Annotated in this window: 14 protein-coding genes; all 14 read left to right on the top strand. The window is 40.3% G+C overall.

The window, feature by feature from the left end; genetic code table 11:
• Window positions 1-80: 80 nt before the first annotated feature.
• The 14 genes from VGE44_RS13570 (at window position 81) to VGE44_RS13505 (ending at window position 21,249) form a co-directional block, all read left to right on the top strand.
• A complete protein-coding gene (locus tag VGE44_RS13570; protein WP_331079984.1) occupies window positions 81-647 on the top strand; it encodes an RNA polymerase sigma-70 factor in 567 nt (188 codons plus the stop codon).
• A 110-nt stretch (window positions 648-757) separates the two neighbouring features.
• Window positions 758-1,975 carry a FecR family protein gene (locus VGE44_RS13565; protein WP_331079982.1) on the top strand — a complete coding sequence of 406 codons (1,218 nt, stop codon included), beginning with the start codon at window positions 758-760 and terminating at the stop codon, window positions 1,973-1,975.
• A gap of 190 nt (window positions 1,976-2,165) precedes the next feature.
• A complete protein-coding gene (locus tag VGE44_RS13560) occupies window positions 2,166-5,510 on the top strand; it encodes a TonB-dependent receptor (protein WP_331079980.1) in 3,345 nt (1,114 codons plus the stop codon).
• A gap of 61 nt (window positions 5,511-5,571) precedes the next feature.
• The gene (locus tag VGE44_RS13555) at window positions 5,572-6,996 is read left to right on the top strand and encodes a RagB/SusD family nutrient uptake outer membrane protein (RefSeq protein ID WP_331079977.1); all 1,425 of its coding nucleotides are present in this window, start codon (window positions 5,572-5,574) and stop codon (window positions 6,994-6,996) included.
• A gap of 315 nt (window positions 6,997-7,311) precedes the next feature.
• Entirely contained in the window at window positions 7,312-8,568 is a 1,257-nt protein-coding gene (locus VGE44_RS13550; protein WP_331079975.1) for a dipeptidase, read from the top strand.
• 112 nt (window positions 8,569-8,680) lie between these two features.
• Complete coding sequence (locus VGE44_RS13545; protein ID WP_331079973.1) at window positions 8,681-10,363, top strand: aminotransferase class V-fold PLP-dependent enzyme; 1,683 nt, start codon at window positions 8,681-8,683, stop codon at window positions 10,361-10,363.
• 45 nt (window positions 10,364-10,408) lie between these two features.
• Window positions 10,409-11,719: an amidohydrolase/deacetylase family metallohydrolase gene (locus VGE44_RS13540; RefSeq protein WP_331079970.1), complete on the top strand. Its 1,311-nt coding sequence runs from the start codon at window positions 10,409-10,411 to the stop codon at window positions 11,717-11,719.
• 24 nt (window positions 11,720-11,743) lie between these two features.
• A complete protein-coding gene (locus VGE44_RS13535) occupies window positions 11,744-13,057 on the top strand; it encodes an amidohydrolase/deacetylase family metallohydrolase (RefSeq protein ID WP_331079968.1) in 1,314 nt (437 codons plus the stop codon).
• 34 nt (window positions 13,058-13,091) lie between these two features.
• Entirely contained in the window at window positions 13,092-14,354 is a 1,263-nt protein-coding gene (locus tag VGE44_RS13530) for an amidohydrolase/deacetylase family metallohydrolase (protein ID WP_331079966.1), read from the top strand.
• A gap of 27 nt (window positions 14,355-14,381) precedes the next feature.
• Window positions 14,382-16,037 (top strand): aminotransferase class V-fold PLP-dependent enzyme, encoded by a 1,656-nt coding sequence (locus tag VGE44_RS13525; protein ID WP_331079964.1) that lies wholly within the window; start codon window positions 14,382-14,384, stop codon window positions 16,035-16,037.
• A 128-nt stretch (window positions 16,038-16,165) separates the two neighbouring features.
• The gene (locus VGE44_RS13520; RefSeq protein ID WP_331079961.1) at window positions 16,166-16,909 is read left to right on the top strand and encodes a carbohydrate-binding family 9-like protein; all 744 of its coding nucleotides are present in this window, start codon (window positions 16,166-16,168) and stop codon (window positions 16,907-16,909) included.
• Between the two features lie 81 nt (window positions 16,910-16,990).
• Window positions 16,991-18,274: an amidohydrolase/deacetylase family metallohydrolase gene (locus VGE44_RS13515; protein WP_331079959.1), complete on the top strand. Its 1,284-nt coding sequence runs from the start codon at window positions 16,991-16,993 to the stop codon at window positions 18,272-18,274.
• Between the two features lie 19 nt (window positions 18,275-18,293).
• Window positions 18,294-19,598: an amidohydrolase/deacetylase family metallohydrolase gene (locus VGE44_RS13510; RefSeq protein WP_331079957.1), complete on the top strand. Its 1,305-nt coding sequence runs from the start codon at window positions 18,294-18,296 to the stop codon at window positions 19,596-19,598.
• A 1-nt stretch (window position 19,599) separates the two neighbouring features.
• The gene (locus tag VGE44_RS13505) at window positions 19,600-21,249 is read left to right on the top strand and encodes an aminotransferase class V-fold PLP-dependent enzyme (RefSeq protein ID WP_331079955.1); all 1,650 of its coding nucleotides are present in this window, start codon (window positions 19,600-19,602) and stop codon (window positions 21,247-21,249) included.
• Window positions 21,250-21,256: the final 7 nt, after the last annotated feature.

Raw genomic sequence — 21,256 nt, 5'->3', positions numbered from 1 at the left:
CGTGCAGACTTTAAATTCATTGGATATTTTAATTATAATTTCCAATATTTACTTTATATTTAGTTTGAATACTGTAAATAATGCAGAAAAGAGAACAAATTTGCGATTTTGAACTAATCACCCGTATAAAAGAGGGTGATGAAGTTGCATTTCGCAAAGTTTTTGATTCTTATTCCAGTAAACTCTATTACTTTAGTCTAAGGTTCCTGAAAGATAAGGAGCCCAGTCAGGAGGTTGTTCAGGAAGTTTTCATGAGTCTTTGGATTAACCGGGAAAAGCTTGATACCCAATATCCGATTGCACCATATCTGTATACCATCACCCGCAGGTTAACATTAAATGTACTTCGTCAGGTTGCAAATTCCCAAAATGCAATGGAGAAAATGTGGCTGAACCTTCAAACAAGCAGTAATGAAACTGAAGAACTTGTTTATTTGGAGGATCTTGAGCGATTTACCGAACAGGTATTAGCAAGTCTTCCAAAGCAACAACAATTGGTATACAGAATGAGCAGGCAACAGGAACTTAGTTATGATGAAATAGCTGAAGAACTCAATATATCCAGAAACACTGTAAAAAATCACCTGGTTTCAGCTCTAAAGACTCTCAGGACCCAATTGCAGAAAGCGTTTTCTATACTTTATTAGAAGGAACTCCCATCTATCTATTTTTTTCAATAAATATTTATTAAGACTAGTCCTGTTTTGTTGTTGGAGTGTATTAACATTAAATCATTTTAAGTTTTGCACAGGCTACAATGAATCAAAATAAATTAGATGAGCTTTTAAGTCTTTTTGCTGAGGGGAAAATCAGCAGGGATGAGTTTGATCACTTATTTGATTATTTGAGATCAGAGGCTGATGATGATAGCATTAATTATGCGATCGATCAGGAGCTTGGGAAAATGAAGAAATGTGCTTCACTAACCGATGGTGAGAAGGATGCAATTTTCCAAAATATTCTTACAAACGATAAATTTGGACAAGAACCAGTTTCTGAAAACTCTGGCAATCACGTGGTCAGAGCATGGTATCAGATTGGTGTAGCTGCAAGTATCCTTGCAATGCTTACTGTTGGCCTCTACTTTTATACCAACAGAACTATTGATACTCAATTAGTGCTTTCAGAATCCCAAATTATAAAGGAAAAGTCGATAATCAAACCTGGTGGTGATAAGGCTGTTTTGACACTTTCGGATGGTTCTAAAATTATTCTAGAAGACGCAAAGAAAGGTTTATTAGCGAACCAGGCCGGTGTGAGTATCCAAAAAACTGCTGATGGCGAGTTACTCTATTCATTTGCTAAGAATTTAAATTCCGTTTCCGAAGCTTTGCCTGAAGAAGTGATTTATAATAAAATAGAAACTCCTTTTGGTGGGAAGTATCAGATTAATTTGCCTGATGGAAGTAAAGTATGGTTGAATTCAGCTTCAACTTTGCGCTTTCCTGCCTTGTTTTCCGGAAATACACGTGAAGTGGAGTTGAATGGTGAAGCCTATTTTGATGTAGCTAAAAATCCAAATAAGCCATTCAAGGTAATCACTAAGGATCAGATTGTGGAAGTTTTAGGTACTCAATTTAATATCAATTCATATTCGGATGAGGAAACCTTTAAAACAACACTAATTGAAGGCTCAGTAAAGATTATTTACAAGGATAGAGTTGTTTTGTTAAGTCCGGGGCAGCAATTTCAACCCAATATGAAATCTTCCAAAGTGATAGAGGCCGATACAGAAGGAGTAACCGCCTGGAAGAACGGATATTTTTTATTTAAGGATGAAGACATCAGGAGTATAATGAGGAAAATATCAAGGTGGTACAATGTTGAAGTTAATTATTCGGGAAATATTCCGGATGTTGGCTTTGGAGGAAACATTTCCAGGTCCAAAGATATTAATGAAGTATTAAATGTACTTCAGTTAACTAATGCCGTTCATTTTAAAGTTGAAGGAAGGAGGATTACTGTTATGCGATGAGATAGACCCTGAAAAGCTAATGGTAATCTTATAAAAAAAGTCAGGAGCGGTTGCAACGCCCCTGACCATATTCGGGTTACCAATTTAATTGTTGTGAACAAGTATTAACTAAACCCAAACGCGCAAAGATATGAAATTCTATTCATTAACCATATGTAGGCCATCTGATTACATAATAAAACTCTTGTTGATGATAAAACTAACTTTTGTTTTATTGGTCACAGCCCTACTTCAAATAAGCAGTGCTGCATCATTCTCTCAAACGGTGAGCTTAAGATTTAAGAATGCCAAACTTGAGACGGTCTTAAAAGAGATTGGAACCCAAACAGGTTACGATCTGGTGTACATTACACCATTGATAAACGAAGCCAAACCGGTGAGTATCAATGTGAATAATGCACCTTTAAAAGAGGTACTTGAAAAATCTTTTTCAAATCAGTCCCTCACCTATACTATTAGTAATAACACCATTATTGTACAGCAAAAGTCATCGGCTTTTTTATCGGCTGCACTTATTGATATCAAGAAACTTTCAGAAAAGGCACCTCCTACGGAAGTGAGAGGTCAGGTTACGGATTCAAAGGGAGAATCATTGATTGGTGTTAGTGTTAAAGTGAAAGGAACTGCCATTGGTGTAAGTACCGACGCAAACGGTCGATATACTATTAATGTTCCTGATGGTTCAAGTGTATTAGTGTTTACCTATATCGGTTACACTACCAAAGAGGTTCCCATGACAGGCCGCACAAGTCTTGATGTTACTCTGGAGCAAAATACCGAGGCACTTCAGGAAGTGGTGGTAGTTGGTTACGGTACTCAAAAGAAAAGTGATTTAACCGGTTCAGTTGTTTCAGTTACATCAAAGGATATTAAAGATCAGGCATTCTCAAACATTAACCAGGCTTTGCAAGGTAAAGTTGCCGGTGTGGCTTTTACCAGTACTTCGGGTGATCCGGGTGAGAATGTGAACGTTAGGATCAGGGGATTAAATACATTTGGAGGTTCCGGACCACTTTATGTAGTGGATGGTATGCCAATGGAGGCAGCAGATATCAATAGTATTAACCCAAATGATATTGAAACTACAACTGTATTAAAGGATGGATCTGCTGCAGCAATTTATGGTGCCAGATCTGCAAATGGTGTGATTTTGTTAACTACGAAAAGTGGCACAAATCGTGCTCCTTCAATTAGTTTTAATTCTTATTATGGTATTCAGTCTTTCAATAAATTCATTCCATTGCTGAATTCTCAGCAAATGGCAGATGTAATTAATGAGGCTCACGTAAATGGTAACTTCTATCCTTTACAACCTGCAATGAATGACCCTGTGAATTTACAGACGAATACTGACTGGCAGGATGCTGCAATTAATCCAGCTCCAATACAGGATCACTCGCTCACAGTTTCTGGAGGTACTAAAGATGCAAGTTATTCTATTTCCGGTGGTATTTTTGATCAGGAGAGCGTCCTGGCATTCCGTACCTATAAGCGCTACTATTCTAGGGTAAAAACTGAATTTAAAATCGGAAAGTTAACTATCGGTCAATCCTTAATCGCCAGTAAAGATGAGGGTCTGAATTTAAATTTCGGTAATAACCTGGATTTGGCTTATATGATGGGTGCAGCTCCAACTATGCCTATTTATGATCCAAATAATGATAGCGGTTATGCCGGTCCATCACCAGCAACAACCGGTGTGAATAACAGGGATAATATTCTTGGCCGTCGTGATATGAACAGGGCATATACCTTTAACAATAAAATAATTGGTAGTGCATATGCTTCCTTTAAAATTCTTCCTGATCTGGAATATAAGTTAAATGGAGGTATGAACATGGGGCAGAGAAGATTTAAAAACTATGTGCCTCAGTTTCAGATGAATAACAGGGGAAGTAACGTAAGATCTTTAAATACAAGTATGAATGAGTCTTACGAATACCTTGTTGAAAATACACTTACCTATAATAAGGTTATTAAAGAAAACTACAGGCTTAATTTATTGGGTGGTTTTACTCAGCAGAATTTTTTCGGAAATGGTATTAATGGTACCAGAAGAGATTTCCCAAGTAATGATATTCAGGTTTTGAGTGCTGGTACCGGTGTATTTACAGTTGGTGGAAATGAGCAGGAGTGGGCTATCAGATCTTTCCTGGGTAGAGCAAATATTACTTTGTTCGACAGATATTTAATCACTGCTACGATACGTCGTGATGGTTCATCACGATTTGGTGCCGACAATAGATATGGAAACTTCCCATCTCTAGCTGTGGGATGGAATGTGGATCAGGAAAATTTCCTGAAGGATTCCAAGCTGATCAGTGGTTTAAAAGTCAGAGCCAGCTGGGGAAAGCTGGGTAATCAGGATATAGGTAACTACAGTAACCAGACTGTTGTTTCAACCAGTGCCAGATATTTCTTTGGTGCTGACCAATTAGCTCCTGCAGCCGTGGTTAACAACTTAGGAAATCCAAATCTTCGTTGGGAAACTACTACTCAAACCAATATAGGGGTAGATTTAAGCTTTCTTCAGAATAAAATTTATTTCACTGCCGATTACTGGATAAAGGATACAGATGGAATTTTGGTTCGTACACCAATTTCAACCGTAACCGGATTTGGCCGTGATTCCGGACCTTTCCAAAATGCTGCTCAATTGCAGAATAAGGGTTTGGAGTTCTTGTTAGGCTATAGGGGAGGAACTGGTGATTTGAAGTACGGTGTTTCGGGGAACTTATCTAATGTGCAAAACAAGGTAATTTCACTGGGTGCCGGTACAAGTATTATCAACCTGGTTGAGAATGTATACTATTCTGGAACCTTTACCCGCACCATGCCAGGACTGCCAATGTCCCACTTCTATGGTCATATCAATGATGGTATCTTCCAGACGCAGGCTGAGATTAATGCACATCCAACGCAGGTTGGTGCCAAGCCGGGTGACAGAAGATTCAGAGATATTAATGGCGATGGTAAGGTTGATGCGAATGACAGAACCAATATTGGTGATCCATGGCCTGATTTTGATTACGGGTTTGCTGCGGATGCCAGTTGGAAAGGTTTTGATATCAATATGAGTTTTTATGGAACCAGCGGTAAGAAATTATATGATTCTCAGGGTGTATATCTTGAAACCATGCAGGGCGAATGGAATAATAAGACCACTGTTTTAAATCGCTGGAAAGGACCTGGAACATCCAACACGCTTCCACGTGCAGTGCGTGGGGATACGAACCAGAATAACCGTAGTCAGTCTGACTATGTATTGGATGCAGATTTCTTAAGAATGCAGAATTTCCAGATCGGCTATACACTTCCTCAAAGTTTGATCAAGAGGGTAGGTGCCAGAAATGCAAGAATTTATTTTAATGGACAAAACTTATTTACTATTACCAAGTATCCTAACTACAATGCGGATACCCTGGGAGGAGTAGGTTTCAATGATGACTCGATGAGTCCACTAGCTTTTGGAGTAGATACAGGTTCAACTCCTATCCCTAGTGTTTATTCATTCGGAGTTAATTTGACTTTCTAATCTTTTAGATCGCATAATTATCTTATTAATCAGTTCATTAAGAAATTAAAAATACAAGAATATGAAAAATCTAAAATTAGGTATATCAACCATGTTAATGCTGTTGTTGTTTGCAGGTTGTAAAAAGGAGTTTTTAGAAAAGTCACCACCGGATGCATTGACCGAAGATGGTTTTTATAATTCCGCAGAAAGAGCTCAGTTAGGAGTAAATGCGATATATGTTTCACTTCAAAGTGCCTGGAGTATTAATCTCCAGCGGATTTATGATGTGCCATCCGGTGAGGTTTTACTTTCCAATACAGTTCCTTTGGAGTATAATAATTTCACTTACTTTCCGGCACTGAATCAGATTCATGATACCTGGAGAGGATTGTATGAAGGTGTATACAGGTCAAATCTTGCCATTGCGAATATTCCTTCAATTAATATGGCAGATGCCTTAAAGAATCAATATGTAGGTGAAGCCAAATTTTTAAGAGCACTTTTCTATTTTGATCTCGTTAATATATTCGGTGCAGTTCCATTGATCACACAACCATTACCGAATACAGATGCAGCACTGGTTGCAAGAACACCTGCTGCCGATGTTTATAAAGTTATAATTGCCGATTTATTGGCAGCAGAAGCTGGTTTGCCAGTTTCCCATAGCGGTGCTAATTTGGGAAGAGCCACCAAGGGGTCAGCTCAGGCATTACTTGGTAAAGTTTATCTGTACAATAAGGATTATGCCAATGCTGAGAAGTACTTTTTACTGGTAATCAATTCAGGAAAATATGGTTTGATGGATAATTTCCAGGAAGTATGGCACCGCAGTTTCGAAAACAATAAGGAATCAATTTTTGAGGTTCAATTTGCTGATATTGGTGGTACTGGTACAAATGGTCGAAACGGAAGTTATCTTCCGGCAGTGAACGGAGCTACTGGTTCAGGTTTGGCTACTAAAAGAGCATTTGATGCTTTTGATCCGGCAGATCCAAGGCGTGGTATGTCAATCTTCAAGCCAGGTGATACTTTCGCTCCGAATGTTAGTGCAGCCCTAACTACATTTAGTGCGGTTTGGTCAGCAACCGGCTATGCAGTAAAGAAGGGTATGTGGCCAATTATGTATGTCAATAGCAATGGTATAAATTATCCTATCATTCGCTATGCTGACGTATTATTGATGTATGCTGAAGCAGCAAACGAGCTAAACAAGTTAACTGAGGCAAGAGCTGCTGTAAACCAGGTTCGTGCCAGACCGTCAGTGAATATGCCAGCATTAACCGCTACCGATACAGGTACAAAAGCAACCATGTTCAATGCCATCAATAAGGAAAGACAAGTGGAATTGATGTTTGAATTCATCCGTTTTAATGATTTGAGAAGATGGGGACTTGCTTTGCAGGAATTAGGTCCATTGGGTTATACAGCTAAACACGCTTTATTCCCAATACCTCAGCTTGAAATAGATATCAATCCAAAACTGACACAGAATCCAAGCTGGTAATCTGCCTTATAAGGCATAAATTTAGCTTTAGAAGGATAAAGGGATACTGTGAATAAAATTTTCACAGTATCCCTTATTTTAACATTATAATGCCGGATTTCTAAAATCGAAGCCTGGCTGGGTCATGTAAAATTTTATCATGATTCACATATGTGCATGGCTTATTTTGTTTTTTTCTATATTGAAAAAGGAAAATAAACAAGCTCTTTCTCTCATATCAGGAGCATATTTGAAGGGCTATCACTGAGGTAGAAGCTCATCTTCATATACAGAAAGCGATTACCTGTTATTTGGATTTAATTTGGAATAAGATACATGAAACGCAGGGATGTCATAAAGTGCTTAACTATTCTGCCAATAGCTGAATTTTCTCCTTTTAAAATTGGGGAAAATTCAATTATTGATGAATACGGATCTTTATTGAATCCCTCATCGGCTAATTCATTTAATCCTGATCTGCATAAAAAGGCCTTTGTTATGGATGGTCATATTCATATGATGACCAGGCAGTTATTAGAGGGACTTGATATCGGAGATCGCTATACTGATGGTCATGTTGATATTCCAAGAGCTATTGATGGTGGATTGGATGCAATGTTCTTCTCCTGTTATACTCCGGAGCCATATTATTCCGACCGTCATGAAGTAAAAAACACTTTTCGAGTTGTTGAACTGGCTCTTGCGCAGATAGAGAAGAACAATGATCTTATTGAATTGGCTCATAATGCATCAGATATTGTCAGAATAAACCGTAGAGGTAAGATGGCAGCTTTTCTGGATCTTGAGGGTGGTTTTGATCTTGACGGAGATCTGAACTTATTAAGGGCTCTTTATCGCTTAGGACTTCGATCTGTGCAGCTTACCGCTCATAACGAAACAAATGCATTTATTGATTCATGTTATGGTGAGAAACGCTGGGGCGGATTAAATGCCCATGGACGTGATATTGTGACTGAAATGAATAAGCTGGGGATGCTCATTAATGTAGCTCATGCATCAGATGATGCCATCCTTCAAACTGTTGAAGCGAGTAGCCAGCCTGTGATTTATAGCCATGGAGGGTTTCGCGGTATTGTGAATAGTTTAAGGTGTATTACAGATGAATGTGCAAAAGCTTTAGCCGCAAAAGGGGGAGTAATCGGAATACAATTCGGGAGCAGTTTCAATAATCCTAAATATGCCCAATGGGTGGACTCAAAACGTCAACCAGGATCGGTTACCAAAGTGGCTCCAAAAGAAAGAAAGCCGTTAAGCATTGAGGAAGTTGATCGGGGACTCTCAAAAGGTCTTCCCTTTGTTTATAAAGAAGTAATTCCAGACGAGGTCTGGATGGGTGTCGACCAGCTTGCAAGAGTCATTGATTATGGAGTTCGTCTGGTTGGTGAAGATCATATTGCCCTGGGCTCTGATTTTGATGGTGGTCCACCTTTGCCAAGAGAAATAAAGGATGTAAGTGATTATCCTCAAATGACTTATGCAATGCAGAAGCTGGGGTATTCCGAGAAGCGCATTCGTAAGATTCTCGGATTAAACTGGCTGCGTGTAATACGGCAGGTGACAGAAAATGGGTGATAAAGGGAATTCTAATGGATGATTTGGGTGAATTAAATTTTATAAATTAAACCAATTAAGAGAAATTATTACAGGGTTTTATACAAATCCTTAAACTAATAACACAGCAAAAATGAAACGTAGAAATGTTCTTAAAACCTTGTCACTTCTGCCACTGGCAGGCAGCGCCATTCCATTTAATTCGTCGCTTGCATCACCGCATGCCGAAAATTTGACTGCTGCACCGTTCAACACAGGTAGTCCTGTTGAAGTTACATTAGAGTCGTTTTTGGATAAAAACAATATTTACAGAACTCACGGTATTGAGCCAGTAATAAATTGCCGTGGGATTTTTACAATTATTGGAGGCTCATTGAAGCGTCCTCAAGTTAAATCCGCAATGGAACTGGCATCCAAAAACTTCGCTCAAATGGATGAAGTAGCTGATGGCATCGGTCAACAACTTGCCAATTTGACAGGTGCAGAATGGGGGGTCGTATCAGCTGGTTGTGCTGCAGGACTAAAACTTGTAACAGCAGCTGTTGTGTCGGGAGGTGATCCTGAGAAACTGGTTCGTATTCCAAACCTGGAAGGGCTTGAAAAAACAGAGGTAATTGTTCCCCGCACTTCACGCAATGCGTATGATCATGCCATCAGAAATATTGGTGTGACTATGGTTAATGTAGAATCAATGGAAGAATTAGAGAATGCAATAAATCCCAAAACAGCCATGATATATTTAGTGAATGGAGACCGGTCATGGACTGGTGCTCCAATGTCACTTGAGAATATTGTTGCCGTTGCTAAACCCAGAAATATACCGGTACTTTTTGATGCAGCCAATGAGATACTAACTTTTCCTCCGGTTCATTTGAAGCGTGGTGCAACGATTGTTGCTTATAGTGGTGGAAAAGCAATTTGCGGGCCACAATCTTGTGGATTGATACTTGGAAATAAGGATATTCTAACCTCTGCATGGTTGGCAAGCTCTCCACACCATGGTCCATGCAGGGATAATAAAGTAGATCGCGACGAAATGTTTGGTATGGTGGCGGCAGTCAGGGCCTGGAAAGAAATTGATCATGATGCGATACTGAAACAATGGTATTCCTACCTAGATCATATAATTAAAAAAGTCTCAGGTATTAAAAGTGTTCAAACAATGATTCATGTTCCGTCAACCCAATCCGGATTGTCAAATGTGTCGCCGGAAGTTGTCATAAGCTGGGATAAGGATGTGCTTAACATCACCGGACTTGAAATGGCTGATGAACTAGCCAGAACAAAACCAAGGATTGCAGTAGCTGCAGGTGGTGGAAGAGGGAAGGATCCAAATGTTAACGGGATTGCAGTTACAACCATAGGTATGCAAGCTGGTGAAGAAAAAATAGCTGCAGATAAAATCTATAAAATTTTAACGGCTAAACGGTCTCCAATTATAACAGAAATGCAAGCTCCTGCCCAAAGTTTGGCAGGTAGTTGGGATGTGGATGTGAAATTCTCAAGCAGTACGGCAAAACACAAACTCTTTATAGAACAGGATGGAAACTGGATTAAGGGCGGACATCAGACAACTTTTGCTGTGAGTGATTTAACCGGAAGTATCGAAGGGAATCAGATCAGACTTCAAAGTTCGCTCAGGCTTATCGGAGATCATGTGCCTTATACTTTTACAGGTACTGTTTCCGGTGATCAGATGACCGGAAGTATTTTTATGGGAGAATACAGAAGTGCAAAGTTTACGGCAGTAAGGGATAAAAAGATGGGTCCAAAGCAAAAGATTTTTGTTCCTTCAGGGGCTCCGCTTGCTAGTTAATCGAAATTACCTAAATTGAATTTTTAACACTTAAACTACTAAATAATGAATAAAAATGTATTTGTAAAAATCAGAGAATATGCAGGAATTCTCGTTTTTGCCGCATGTTTGATGGCTCAGTCAGCTGTAAAGGCACAGGAAATTGATATGCTGATTAAAGGTGGTCATGTAATTGATCCCAAAAATAAAATTGATGGTAAAATGGATGTTGCTATTAAGGATGGTAAAATTTTTCGTGTTGCGGCTGATATTCCGGCAAGCAGTGCGAAGAAAACAGTTAATGCAACCGGATTATATGTTTCTCCAGGATTTATTGACATGCATGTCCATGTATTTGCAGGTGCCGAAGAACCTGGCTTTACTGGCTTTGGAATCACAAACGGTTTTGGCAGTGTTGCCCCTGATGATTTTACCTTCCGTTCAGGAGTAACTACAGTTGTTGATGCAGGTTCTGCAGGTTGGAGAGATTTTCATCAATTCAAAAAACAGACTATAGACAATTCTCAAACCCGTGTTCTTGCATTTATTAGCATGGCAGGACATGGTATGCTGGGTACCGTTCATGCTCAGGACACTACGGACATGAATCCGGTTACCACTGCCTTTATAATGAAGGAATATCCGGACATCATTGTAGGAATTAAGGCGCATCATTATCAGGGCCACGATTTCGGCCCGGTTGATCGTGCAATTGCTACCGGAAGATTAACCAACAAGCCAATTATGGTGGATTTCGGATCAAGCACACCTAAGTTATCTATTGAAGAGCTTTTTATGAAGCATTTCCGTCCGGGTGATATTTTTACGCACACTTTTTCAGGAAATGCTGCTTCAGCAGTGACTCCAAATGGTCGTGAACCAATTGTAGATGGCAATAATAAAGTAAAGCCTTTCATTTTCGAGGCTCAGAAACAAGGCAGAATCTTTGACACTGGTCATGGTGGTGGTGCTTTTGTATGGAGTACAGCTATTAATGCATTAAAACAAGGTTTTTATCCAAATACTATCAGCACTGACCTCTACAGAAACAGTAGAAATGCAGGTATGAAAGACATGGCAAATGTAATGTCCAAATTCTTAAATATGGGAATGTCTATTCAGGATGTAGTTTTACGTTCAACCTGGAACCCTGCAAATGTTATTCAGCATACTGAACTTGGACATTTGAGTGTTGGAGCAGAAGCAGATGTTGCAGTATTCAATGTTAGAGAGGGCAAATTCGGATTTATGGATGCACGTGGTTCAGTATTTAATGGAACCAAAAAAATAGAAGCAGAGTTAACCCTTCGTGCCGGTAGAGTTGCATGGGATCTGAATGGTCTCAGCGGACCTCAATGGGATGCAGTTAACAGATAATTAATTGTAATTAAATAAACAACCATGAGAACTAAAACAGCAGGTATTTCAGAATTTATTCAGCACAAATTTGTCCAAGTTGCACATAGAATTGCCGCTGCTTTAGTTCTCATCCTGATAACAGCAACGGTTCAGGCTCAGGAAATAGATCTTCTACTGAAAGGCGGTCATGTAATTGATCCAAAGAACAATATCAACTCAAAAATGGATGTTGCCATTGTGGGTGATAAAATATTTCGTGTTGCAAAGGATATTCCGGCTAATGCTTCAAAAAAGACAGTTGATATAAGTGGCTTGTATGTTACTCCGGGCCTTATTGATATGCATACCCATGTTTTTCACGGTACCGATCCAAACAGTATGACAGCAAACTCTTACGGGGGCTTGCAGGCAGATGCCTTTTCTTTCCGTGCAGGGGTGACTACTGTAGTTGATGCAGGGTCTTCAGGCTGGAGGAATTTCCCATTGTTTAAAGCACAGTCAATTGATCGGGCTCAGACCAGAGTATTAGCCTTTCTGAATGTTGTCGGTCACGGAATGCTCTCCCGTTTTGATCAGCAGGATGTGACAGACATGAATCCGGAAATGAATGCCTATATGATCAAACGACTTTATCCAAATCTGATCGTCGGATTAAAGTCTGCACATTTTTGGGGTGATTTTACCTCTGTGGATAAGGCAGTTGAATCTGGTAAACTGGCCAATGTTCCGGTTATTGTTGATTTCGGAGAACATACCCCTGCCAATTCAATTGAATCTTTATTCATGGAGCATTTCCGTCCGGGTGATATTTTTACACATACGTTCTCGGAAATTAATGGAGGTCGTGAATCTATTGTCGACGAAAAGTCCAGGAAAGTGAAACCCTTCGTATTTGCTGCACAAAAAAGAGGTATTATTTTCGATGTTGGCCATGGTGCAGGAGCATTCAATTTCAATCAGGCAATTCCGGCCATGAAGCAGGGATTCATGCCAAATACAATTAGTACAGACCTGTATAATTTAAGTATGAATGCAGCAATGAAAGATATGACTAATGTGATGTCCAAATTTCTCGCAATGGGGATGAGTCTTCAGGATGTCATTTTGCGATCAAGCTGGAATCCTGCACAAGTAATTAAACGCCCGGATTTGGGCCATTTAAGTGTTGGTTCTGAGGCCGATATAGCAGTTTTCAATTTGAAAAAGGGAAATTTTGGCTATATGGATGTCAGGCGTACAAAAATCACTGGTACAGAAAAACTTGAAGCAGAATTGACTCTCAGAGCAGGACGTGTAGTCTGGGATTTGAATGGAATCAGTGTTCCGGAATGGCAAATGCCGGTAGTTACTAATTGATTTTTATTGAATACAATCATAAAATTAAAGTAATATGAATAAGCTATTAAATTTCAAAGGGTCAAAGTCATTGCTTGCGGCAGTGCCATTATTGATGGCACTTATGTTCCTTACCTGTGCCACTCTGGTGAATGCACAGGATGTCGATCTTTTATTAAAGGGCGGCCATGTAATTGATGCAAAAAATAGTATTGACCGCAAAATGGATATTGCCATTAAAGCAGGTAAAATATTTCGTGTTGCAGCCGATATTCCTGCAAGCTCTGCAAAAAAAGTTGTGGATGTAAGCGGTTTGATTGTTGCACCGGGCCTGATCAATATGCATACGCATGTTTATGCGGGCAGTAATCCCGGATTTACCGACGGAACTTCAAGTCAGTTGCCAGATGCCTTTGCCCCACGTGCAGGAATAACAACTGTTGTGGATGCTGGTACTTCAGGCTGGCGTACTTTCCCTGATTTCAAGTCTAAAATAATTGATAATTCAATGACCCGTGTACTGGCCTTTCTGAGCATCGCTGCATCAGGTTATTCAGTAGACAAAGCTCAGGAAAATATTGCTGAGATGGATGTTCAAAAGACTGCTGAGACTATCAAAAAGTATCCGGAAATCCTGGTAGGTGTACGTATTGGACGATATGATGGAACTGAGTGGACCCCTTTTGACCGTGCTTCAGAAGCTGCCAAACTAGTGAATAAGCCACTTTTTGTAGAGTGCCACTTACCAATGTATTCTCTCGAAGATCAGTTAAATAAAATGCGTGCAGGAGATATTATCACACATGCATTCGAAAATGTTTCTGAACGTATGACCGTAGTGGATGAACAGGGAAAAGTCAGGCCTTTTGTATTAGCAGCTTACAAAAGAGGTGTACTATTTGATATTGGCCATGGTGGTGGTGGATTTTGGTTTAATCAGGCGGTTCCTTCATTTAAACAGGGTTTATGGCCAAATTCATTTGGTACTGATGAGCATCGCACAAGCATGAACTCAGGTATGAAAACAATGCTGAATGTTATGTCTAAATATTTGAATATAGGAATGAGCATGCCCGAAATCATTGCCAGAGGTAGCTGGAATGCTGCCAAATCAATTAAGCGTGAAGATCTGGGGAATTTGTCAGAAGGATCTGTCGCAGACATTGCTGTATTGAGTGTCTCTAAGGGTAAGTTTGGTTTCGTAGATTCAGGAAATAATAAGATTGAAGGGGATAAGAAACTGGAAGCAGAGCTAACTGTACGGGCAGGTCGTATTATATGGGATCTCAATGGTCTTGCAGCAAATACTTATAAATAGAAAAACATAGAAATTAAAACAAATAAAATGAAACGTAGAAATGTAATCAAGGGTTTAGCGATGCTGCCTGTTGCAGGAGCAGTTCTTCCGGCACAATCAGTCCTGGGGAATTCACTTGCCGAAAACGGATCCACTGCTTTGACAGGACCGGAAGCTGTAACAATAGCAGCCTCATTCATGGCGGATAACAATATTTTTCGTAGAATAGGTGTAGAGCCGGTGATAAATTGTATGGGAACATACACGATCATTGGAGGATCGATCGAGCGTCAGGCAGTTCGTGAAGCAATGGAGGCTGCAGCGCATAACTTTGTACAGTATGATGAGCTGGCTGATGGAATTGGTCAGCGCCTTGCTGATCTGACAGGAGCAGAATGGGGTATGGTTTCGGCAGGTTGTGCGGCGGGGCTTAAACATATCACCGCTGCCTGTGTAACAGGGGGTAATCCGGAAAAACTGATCCGTATCCCTGACCTCACCGGTTTTGATAAGGATGAAGTTATTATTCCAAGATACTCACGTAACGCATATGATCACGGAATCAGGAATATCGGGGTGAAGATAGTTCATGTTTCCACCCCCGAAGAGTTGGAAATGGCCATTAATCCAAAGACTGCAATGATATACCTGACCGCAGGAGCTGCTTCAGAAACAGGTCAACCATTATCGCTTGAGGTGATTTCATCTTTTGCTAAACCAAAAAATATTCCGGTTTTGATTGATGTTGCAGCTCAAAATCTGACTATTCCACCAGTACACCTGAAGCGTGGAGCTACTCTGGTTGCATATAGCGGAGGAAAAGCTATCTGCGGGCCGCAATGCGCCGGATTAATGTTAGGGGATAAGTCAATTTTGATGTCTGCATGGCAGGCAAGTTCTCCTCACCATGGTCCGGGACGGGATAATAAGGTAGGCCGTGAAGAGATGATCGGAATGATGGCAGCAGTTGAAGATTGGGTTAAAAGGGATCATGCTGCCGACTGGAAGAAATGGTTGGGCTGGCTTGATACAATTTCTAAGAAAATTGCTCCGATCGAAGGAGTGAAAACAGAAGTTTATGAACCTGCAGGCCTTTCCAATAAGTCCCCTGTATTATATGTAAGGTGGGATACTAATAAGCTCAATATCAATAGTTTTGAGCTCGCAGAAGAGTTGGGTAGAAACAAACCAAGAATTGCATTGGCCAGTCGTGGTGAAACTGATGGTATTAGTTCTGTCAGTATAACTACCGGGCAAATACAAGCCGGAGAAGAGAAAATTATAGCCGACAGGCTTTTTGAAGTTCTTTCAAAAAAGCGCAGTCCAAGACCCGAAATGTCTGCCCCTTCAGCAAATCTTGCCGGCCTTTGGGATTTGAACATCAAGTTTTTCAGCAGTACCAGCATGCATACATTAAACATTGAACAGGATGGTAACTGGCTTTCAGGTACTCATAAAGCAGATTTTGATACCAGAGCTCTTGCAGGTACAATTGATGGCAATAAGGTGAGGTTCGAAAGCACGATTAAGATCATTGCTGATAATATCAATTACCTGTTCCAGGGTACTGTGAGCGGTGATTCGATGTCGGGAGATATTCATTTGGGCGAATACCGTACAGCTACTTTTACTGCAAACCGTAGAAAATCAACACCAGCAAGGAAAAGAATTCAAATCCCTGCTGGTCCGCCTTTGGCAACTTAATGCCATTTTATCCTGCCGGGTACTTTCAGATTGCAAGAAGCCGGCAGGTTATATCAGACAATTTTGTCTGACTAATTAAATATGAACTATCTGATTTAAACCCCTTACAATAAATAACAATCAAATTGATGAAAAAATTAAAAATTGCCACCCTTTTTCTTTTAGTCTTACTATTTTTTGTCAATACAATAAGCGCTCAGCAAGGTTCTGCAAACAATACGTCAGATTTTCTTGTTTATAATGTTAAAAGATCGGCTAAATCGGTTGATGTGAATGACAAATGGAATGAATCCGGATGGAAAGGGATTAAATCTATTAAGATTCGGAATTACATGGGTAAAATTCCTGCATTCAAACCTAAGGCGGATGTTAAAATGACCTATGATGATGATTTTATCTATGTTATTTATAGAGTTAAGGATCGCTATGTAAAGAGTGTTACTGAGAAAATAAACGGACCTGTATGGAGAGACTCAGCTGTTGAGTTCTTTTTCTCACCTGAAGCAGATAATCCTATCAATTATTTTAATCTCGAGATCAATTGCGGAGGGACTCCTTTACTTCATCACAAAAAGAACAGGCCTACCGTCGAGGATATTCAGAAAATTCAGATCAAGGCTTCTTTGCCTAAGGTAGTCGATACAGAGATTACTGAGCCTGTAACCTGGACCATGTCTTTTAAGATCCCATTGGAGATGCTTGAAAAATATACAAACGTGGTTCGTCCTAAACCAGGTGTTGCCTGGAGAGCGAATTTCTATAAAATCGCTGAAATTAACTCCAACCCTCATTATATCACATGGAATGAAGTTAAAAATGACAAGCCTCAGTTTCATTTACCTCAGTTTTTTGGGATTCTTAAATTTCAATAAGCAGCTTGTACGGGCTTTGGTCTATTGAAATATTAAAATTTGCAGGTATAACCGAATAAAATAAAATCACAGATAAATAGAATGACATCATTAAAAGAGTTTAATTCATGTTTGTTTCACTATCAGAGAGTTAGTCTGATAGTTCTTTTTCTTCTGGTTATTCAAACTGTGAATGCCCAGGAAATTGATATTCTTTTGAAAGGTGGTCATGTGATTGATCCTAAAAATAATATTAATGCCAAAATGGATGTGGCGATTTTGGATGGTAAAATATTCAGGGTGGCAGCAAACATTCCGGAATCCTCAGCTAAAAAAACTGTAGATGTTAGCGGTCTGTATATAAGCCCCGGAATAATTGATATGCATGTGCATGTATTTCAGGGTACCGACAAATACAGTACATCAGTTGCCAACTCTTCCCGTAGTCAGCAGGCAGATGCTTTCTCATTCAGATCAGGAGTAACTACGATGGTGGATGCAGGAACTTCAGGTTGGCGAAATTTCAGAACATTTAAAGCTCAGTCAATTGACAAATCCCAAACCCGAATTCTGGCTTTTTTGAATGTGATCGGAAACGGAATGATAGGCCGCTTTGAAGAGCAGGATATAAATGATATGAATCCTGAAATGAACGCCTATATGATTAAGAAGCTATTTCCTGAAATTCTGGTAGGTATTAAATCAGCACATTATTGGGGAGAGTTTACTTCGGTGGATAAGGCAGTTGAATCGGGCAGGCTCGCAGATGTGCCTATTATGGTAGATTTTGGAGAGCATATGCCAACAAACTCGATTGAGTCGCTTTTTTTAAAGCATTTTCGTCCCGGAGATATTTTTACACACACCTACTCTGAGATCAGTTCAGGCCGTGAATCAATTGTAGACGAGAAAAGCAGAATATTAAAGCCCTTTATCTTAGAGGCTCAAAAGCGGGGTGTTATTTTCGATGTAGGGCATGGTGGTGGAGCATTTTCATGGTCGCAGGCTATCCCTGCATTCAAACAGGGTTTTTTGCCTGATGTGATCAGTTCAGATCTGCACGATCAAAGTATGAATGCCGGAATGAAAGATATGACAAATGTGATGTCCAAGTTTCTTGCTTTGGGTATGCAATTAAAGGATGTGATTGAGCGCTCAACATGGGCACCGGCCAAAGTAATTAAGCGTACAGATCTGGGACATTTAAGTGTTGGTGCTGAAGCGGATATTGCAGTTTTTAATTTGCGTGAAGGAAAGTTTGGTTTTACTGATGTCCGCAAAGTCAGTGTGGAAGGCTCAAAAAAGCTGGAGGCTGAACTAACTTTAAGGGCTGGGAAAATTATGTGGGATTTAAATGGAATCAGTGGGCAGCCCTGGAAAAACTAAGATTAAGAAATTTATTATCATGGAAAATAATTTGTTGCAAACTGAAGAATACAGGTTCATGAACTTTTTCTATTTTGAAATCAGGAACCGGGTTATGATGTCTCTTCAAAGGGCATCACTTATTCTATTTTTCGTTCTAAGCCCGTTTTTATCCCGGGCTCAGGATTATGATTTATTGCTTAAGGGCGGAAGGCTAATTGATGCAAAAAATAAAATTGATGCTAAAATGGATGTTGCCGTAAAAGACGGGAAAATATCCAGGGTGGCTGCTGATATCCCTGCTTCTGCTTCAAAGAAGGTGCTTGATGTAAGCGGACTTATAGTCGCCCCTGGTTTGATCAATATCCATACTCATGTTTTTGCTGGCAGTAACCCTGGCTTTTCTGACGGACAATCGAGTCAGCTGCCTGATGCTTTTGCAATACGCTCTGGCATAACTACAGTTGTTGATGCGGGTACTACCGGTTGGAGAACATTTCCTGAATTTAAAGCGAAAGTAATTGATCCCTCAATAACCCGTGTGCTTGCCTGGATCAATATTTTCGAAACCGGATTTAGTTCTGGTTCTGGTTTTGAACCTGATATGGGTACATTAAGTGTTCAAAAAACTGTAGAATCCATTCAGAAATATAAAGAATATATTGTAGGTACCAGGGTTGGCCATTATAAGGGGAAAAGCTGGCTCCCTTTTGAGCGTGCTTCTGAGGCCGCAAAAATTGCTAATACCCCCCTTTTTGTGGAATGTCATATGCCTCAATACACACTCCAGGAACAATTGGATCATATGCGTCCGGGAGATATTATTACCCATTCATTTGAGAATGTCTCTGAGCGTATGACCGTAGTTGATGAACAGGGGAAAGTCAGGCCTTTTGTTTTGGATGCACAGAAAAGAGGTGTGCTTTTTGATGTGGGACATGGAGGAGCAGGATTCTGGTTCAATCAGGCAATTCCGGCATTTAATCAGGGACTCTGGCCAAATTCTTTTGGAACTGATGAGCATCGCACAAGTATGAACTCAGGTATGAAGAATATGCTGAATGTGATGTCAAAATATCTGAATATTGGCATGAGTATTCCTGAAGTAATAGCCCGTGGAAGCTGGAATGCTGCCAAATCAATTAAAAGGGAAGATCTTGGAAATTTATCGGAGGGCTCAGTAGCAGATATTGCGGTGTTGAGCATAATTAATGGCAAGTTTGGTTTTGTGGACTCAGGACAAAACAGGATTCAGGGGGATCGTAAACTTGAGGCAGAACTTACTGTACGCGCCGGAAGGATAGTTTGGGATCTGAACGGACTGGCAGCAAATACATATAAATAAAATGAAGCGTAGAAGTTTGATCAAAGGCCTTGCTTTACTTCCGGTAACCGGGAATATTCTTTCTGTTAAAGCAGCAGAATCAGTTGATTTGCAAGGATCTTTGGAAAGTTTAGCAGAAACAACATTAAGTTCATTCCTGGACGAGAAGAATATTTATCGATCGATGGGTGTTGAACCCATTATAAACTGCAGAGGTTCATTTACTATTATTGGTGGTTCAATTAAACTTCCAAAAGTAAAAGCGGCACTCGATGCGGCCAGTAATAATTTTGTTCAGCTCGACGAACTTGCAGAAGCAGCCGGTAAGCGACTTTCAGAACTTACAAAAACAGAGTGGGGAATGGTTTCATCAGGATGTGCAGCCGGAGTTAAACACATTACAGCAGCCTGTGTTACCGGTGGAAGCCCGGAAAGGCTGATCCGAATCCCTGATCTTACCGGATTTGAGAAAACTGAGGTGATCATACCAAGATATTCTCGTCAGCACTATGATCATGCGGTAAGGAATATTGGAGTCAGGATCATAACAGTTTCTACGGCAGCTGAGCTTGAAAAAGCAATCAATCCCAAAACGGCTATGATCTATCTGACCTCCGGAACTCCAGGAGCTGCTTCGGATACCGGTCAGCCACTTTCACTCGAAGTTATCGCAGCAATTGCGAAACCAATGAATGTTCCAATTCTGATGGACGCAGCTGCTGAAAGTCTTACAATTCCACCTGTACATTTGAAAAGAGGGGCGGATATTGTTGCTTACAGCGGGGGTAAAACTATTCGCGGACCTCAGTCGGCAGGTTTGATGCTTGGCAAAAAAAATATCTTACTTGCAGCCTGGCAGGCAAGTGCACCGCACCATGGGCCCGGCCGTGATAATAAGCTGGATCGTGATGAGATAGTTGGTATGGTGGCTGCAGTTGAAGATTGGCTCGTGCGTGATCATGATGCGGAATGGAAGAGATGGCTTGCCTGGCTTGATGTAATTTCGAAACGGGTATCAGGTATCAGCGGAATAAGCACAAAAATTATTGAGCCGGTAAATCTGAATAATAAATATCCGGTCCTTCATATTATCTGGGATCTCGCAAAGTATCCTGTGACGGGTTATGAGATCGCTGAAGAAGTAGGAAGGAATAAGCCCAGAATCGCATTAGGGAATCGTGACGAAGCTGATGGAACTACTTCAATACAAATTACACCGGGACATATGCAGCCGGGTGAGGAGAAAATAGTTGCTGATCGGCTTTATGAGGTGTTGTCAAAAAAACGAAGTTTCAAACCTGAAATGGCTGCACCTGCTGCTAATCTTAGCGGACGCTGGGATGTTGAAGTACAATATGCTTTGAGTACCAGTATGCATTCCTTTGTTATTGAGCAGGATGGAAACTGGATTCAGGGAACTCATAAAGGAGATCTCGATACAAAAAACATGGTGGGTACCATAGATGGAAATGAGGTAAAGATCAGAAGTACAATCCCAATTGTTGGGAACATCATTATTTATCTCTTCTCAGGAAAAGTGGATGGAGATATCATCGCCGGAGATATCCATATGGGCGAATACCTGACTGCTAAATTCACGGCCAGACGTAACACTACTAAACTTCCGAAACAAAAAGTAATGATTCCGGGTGGTCAGCCATTGGCAACCTGATAAGATG

Origin of the sequence: Daejeonella sp. (assembly GCF_036405355.1) — a bacterium.
GTDB lineage: Bacteria > Bacteroidota > Bacteroidia > Sphingobacteriales > Sphingobacteriaceae > Daejeonella.
This window is presented reverse-complemented; position numbering and strand designations above follow the sequence as displayed.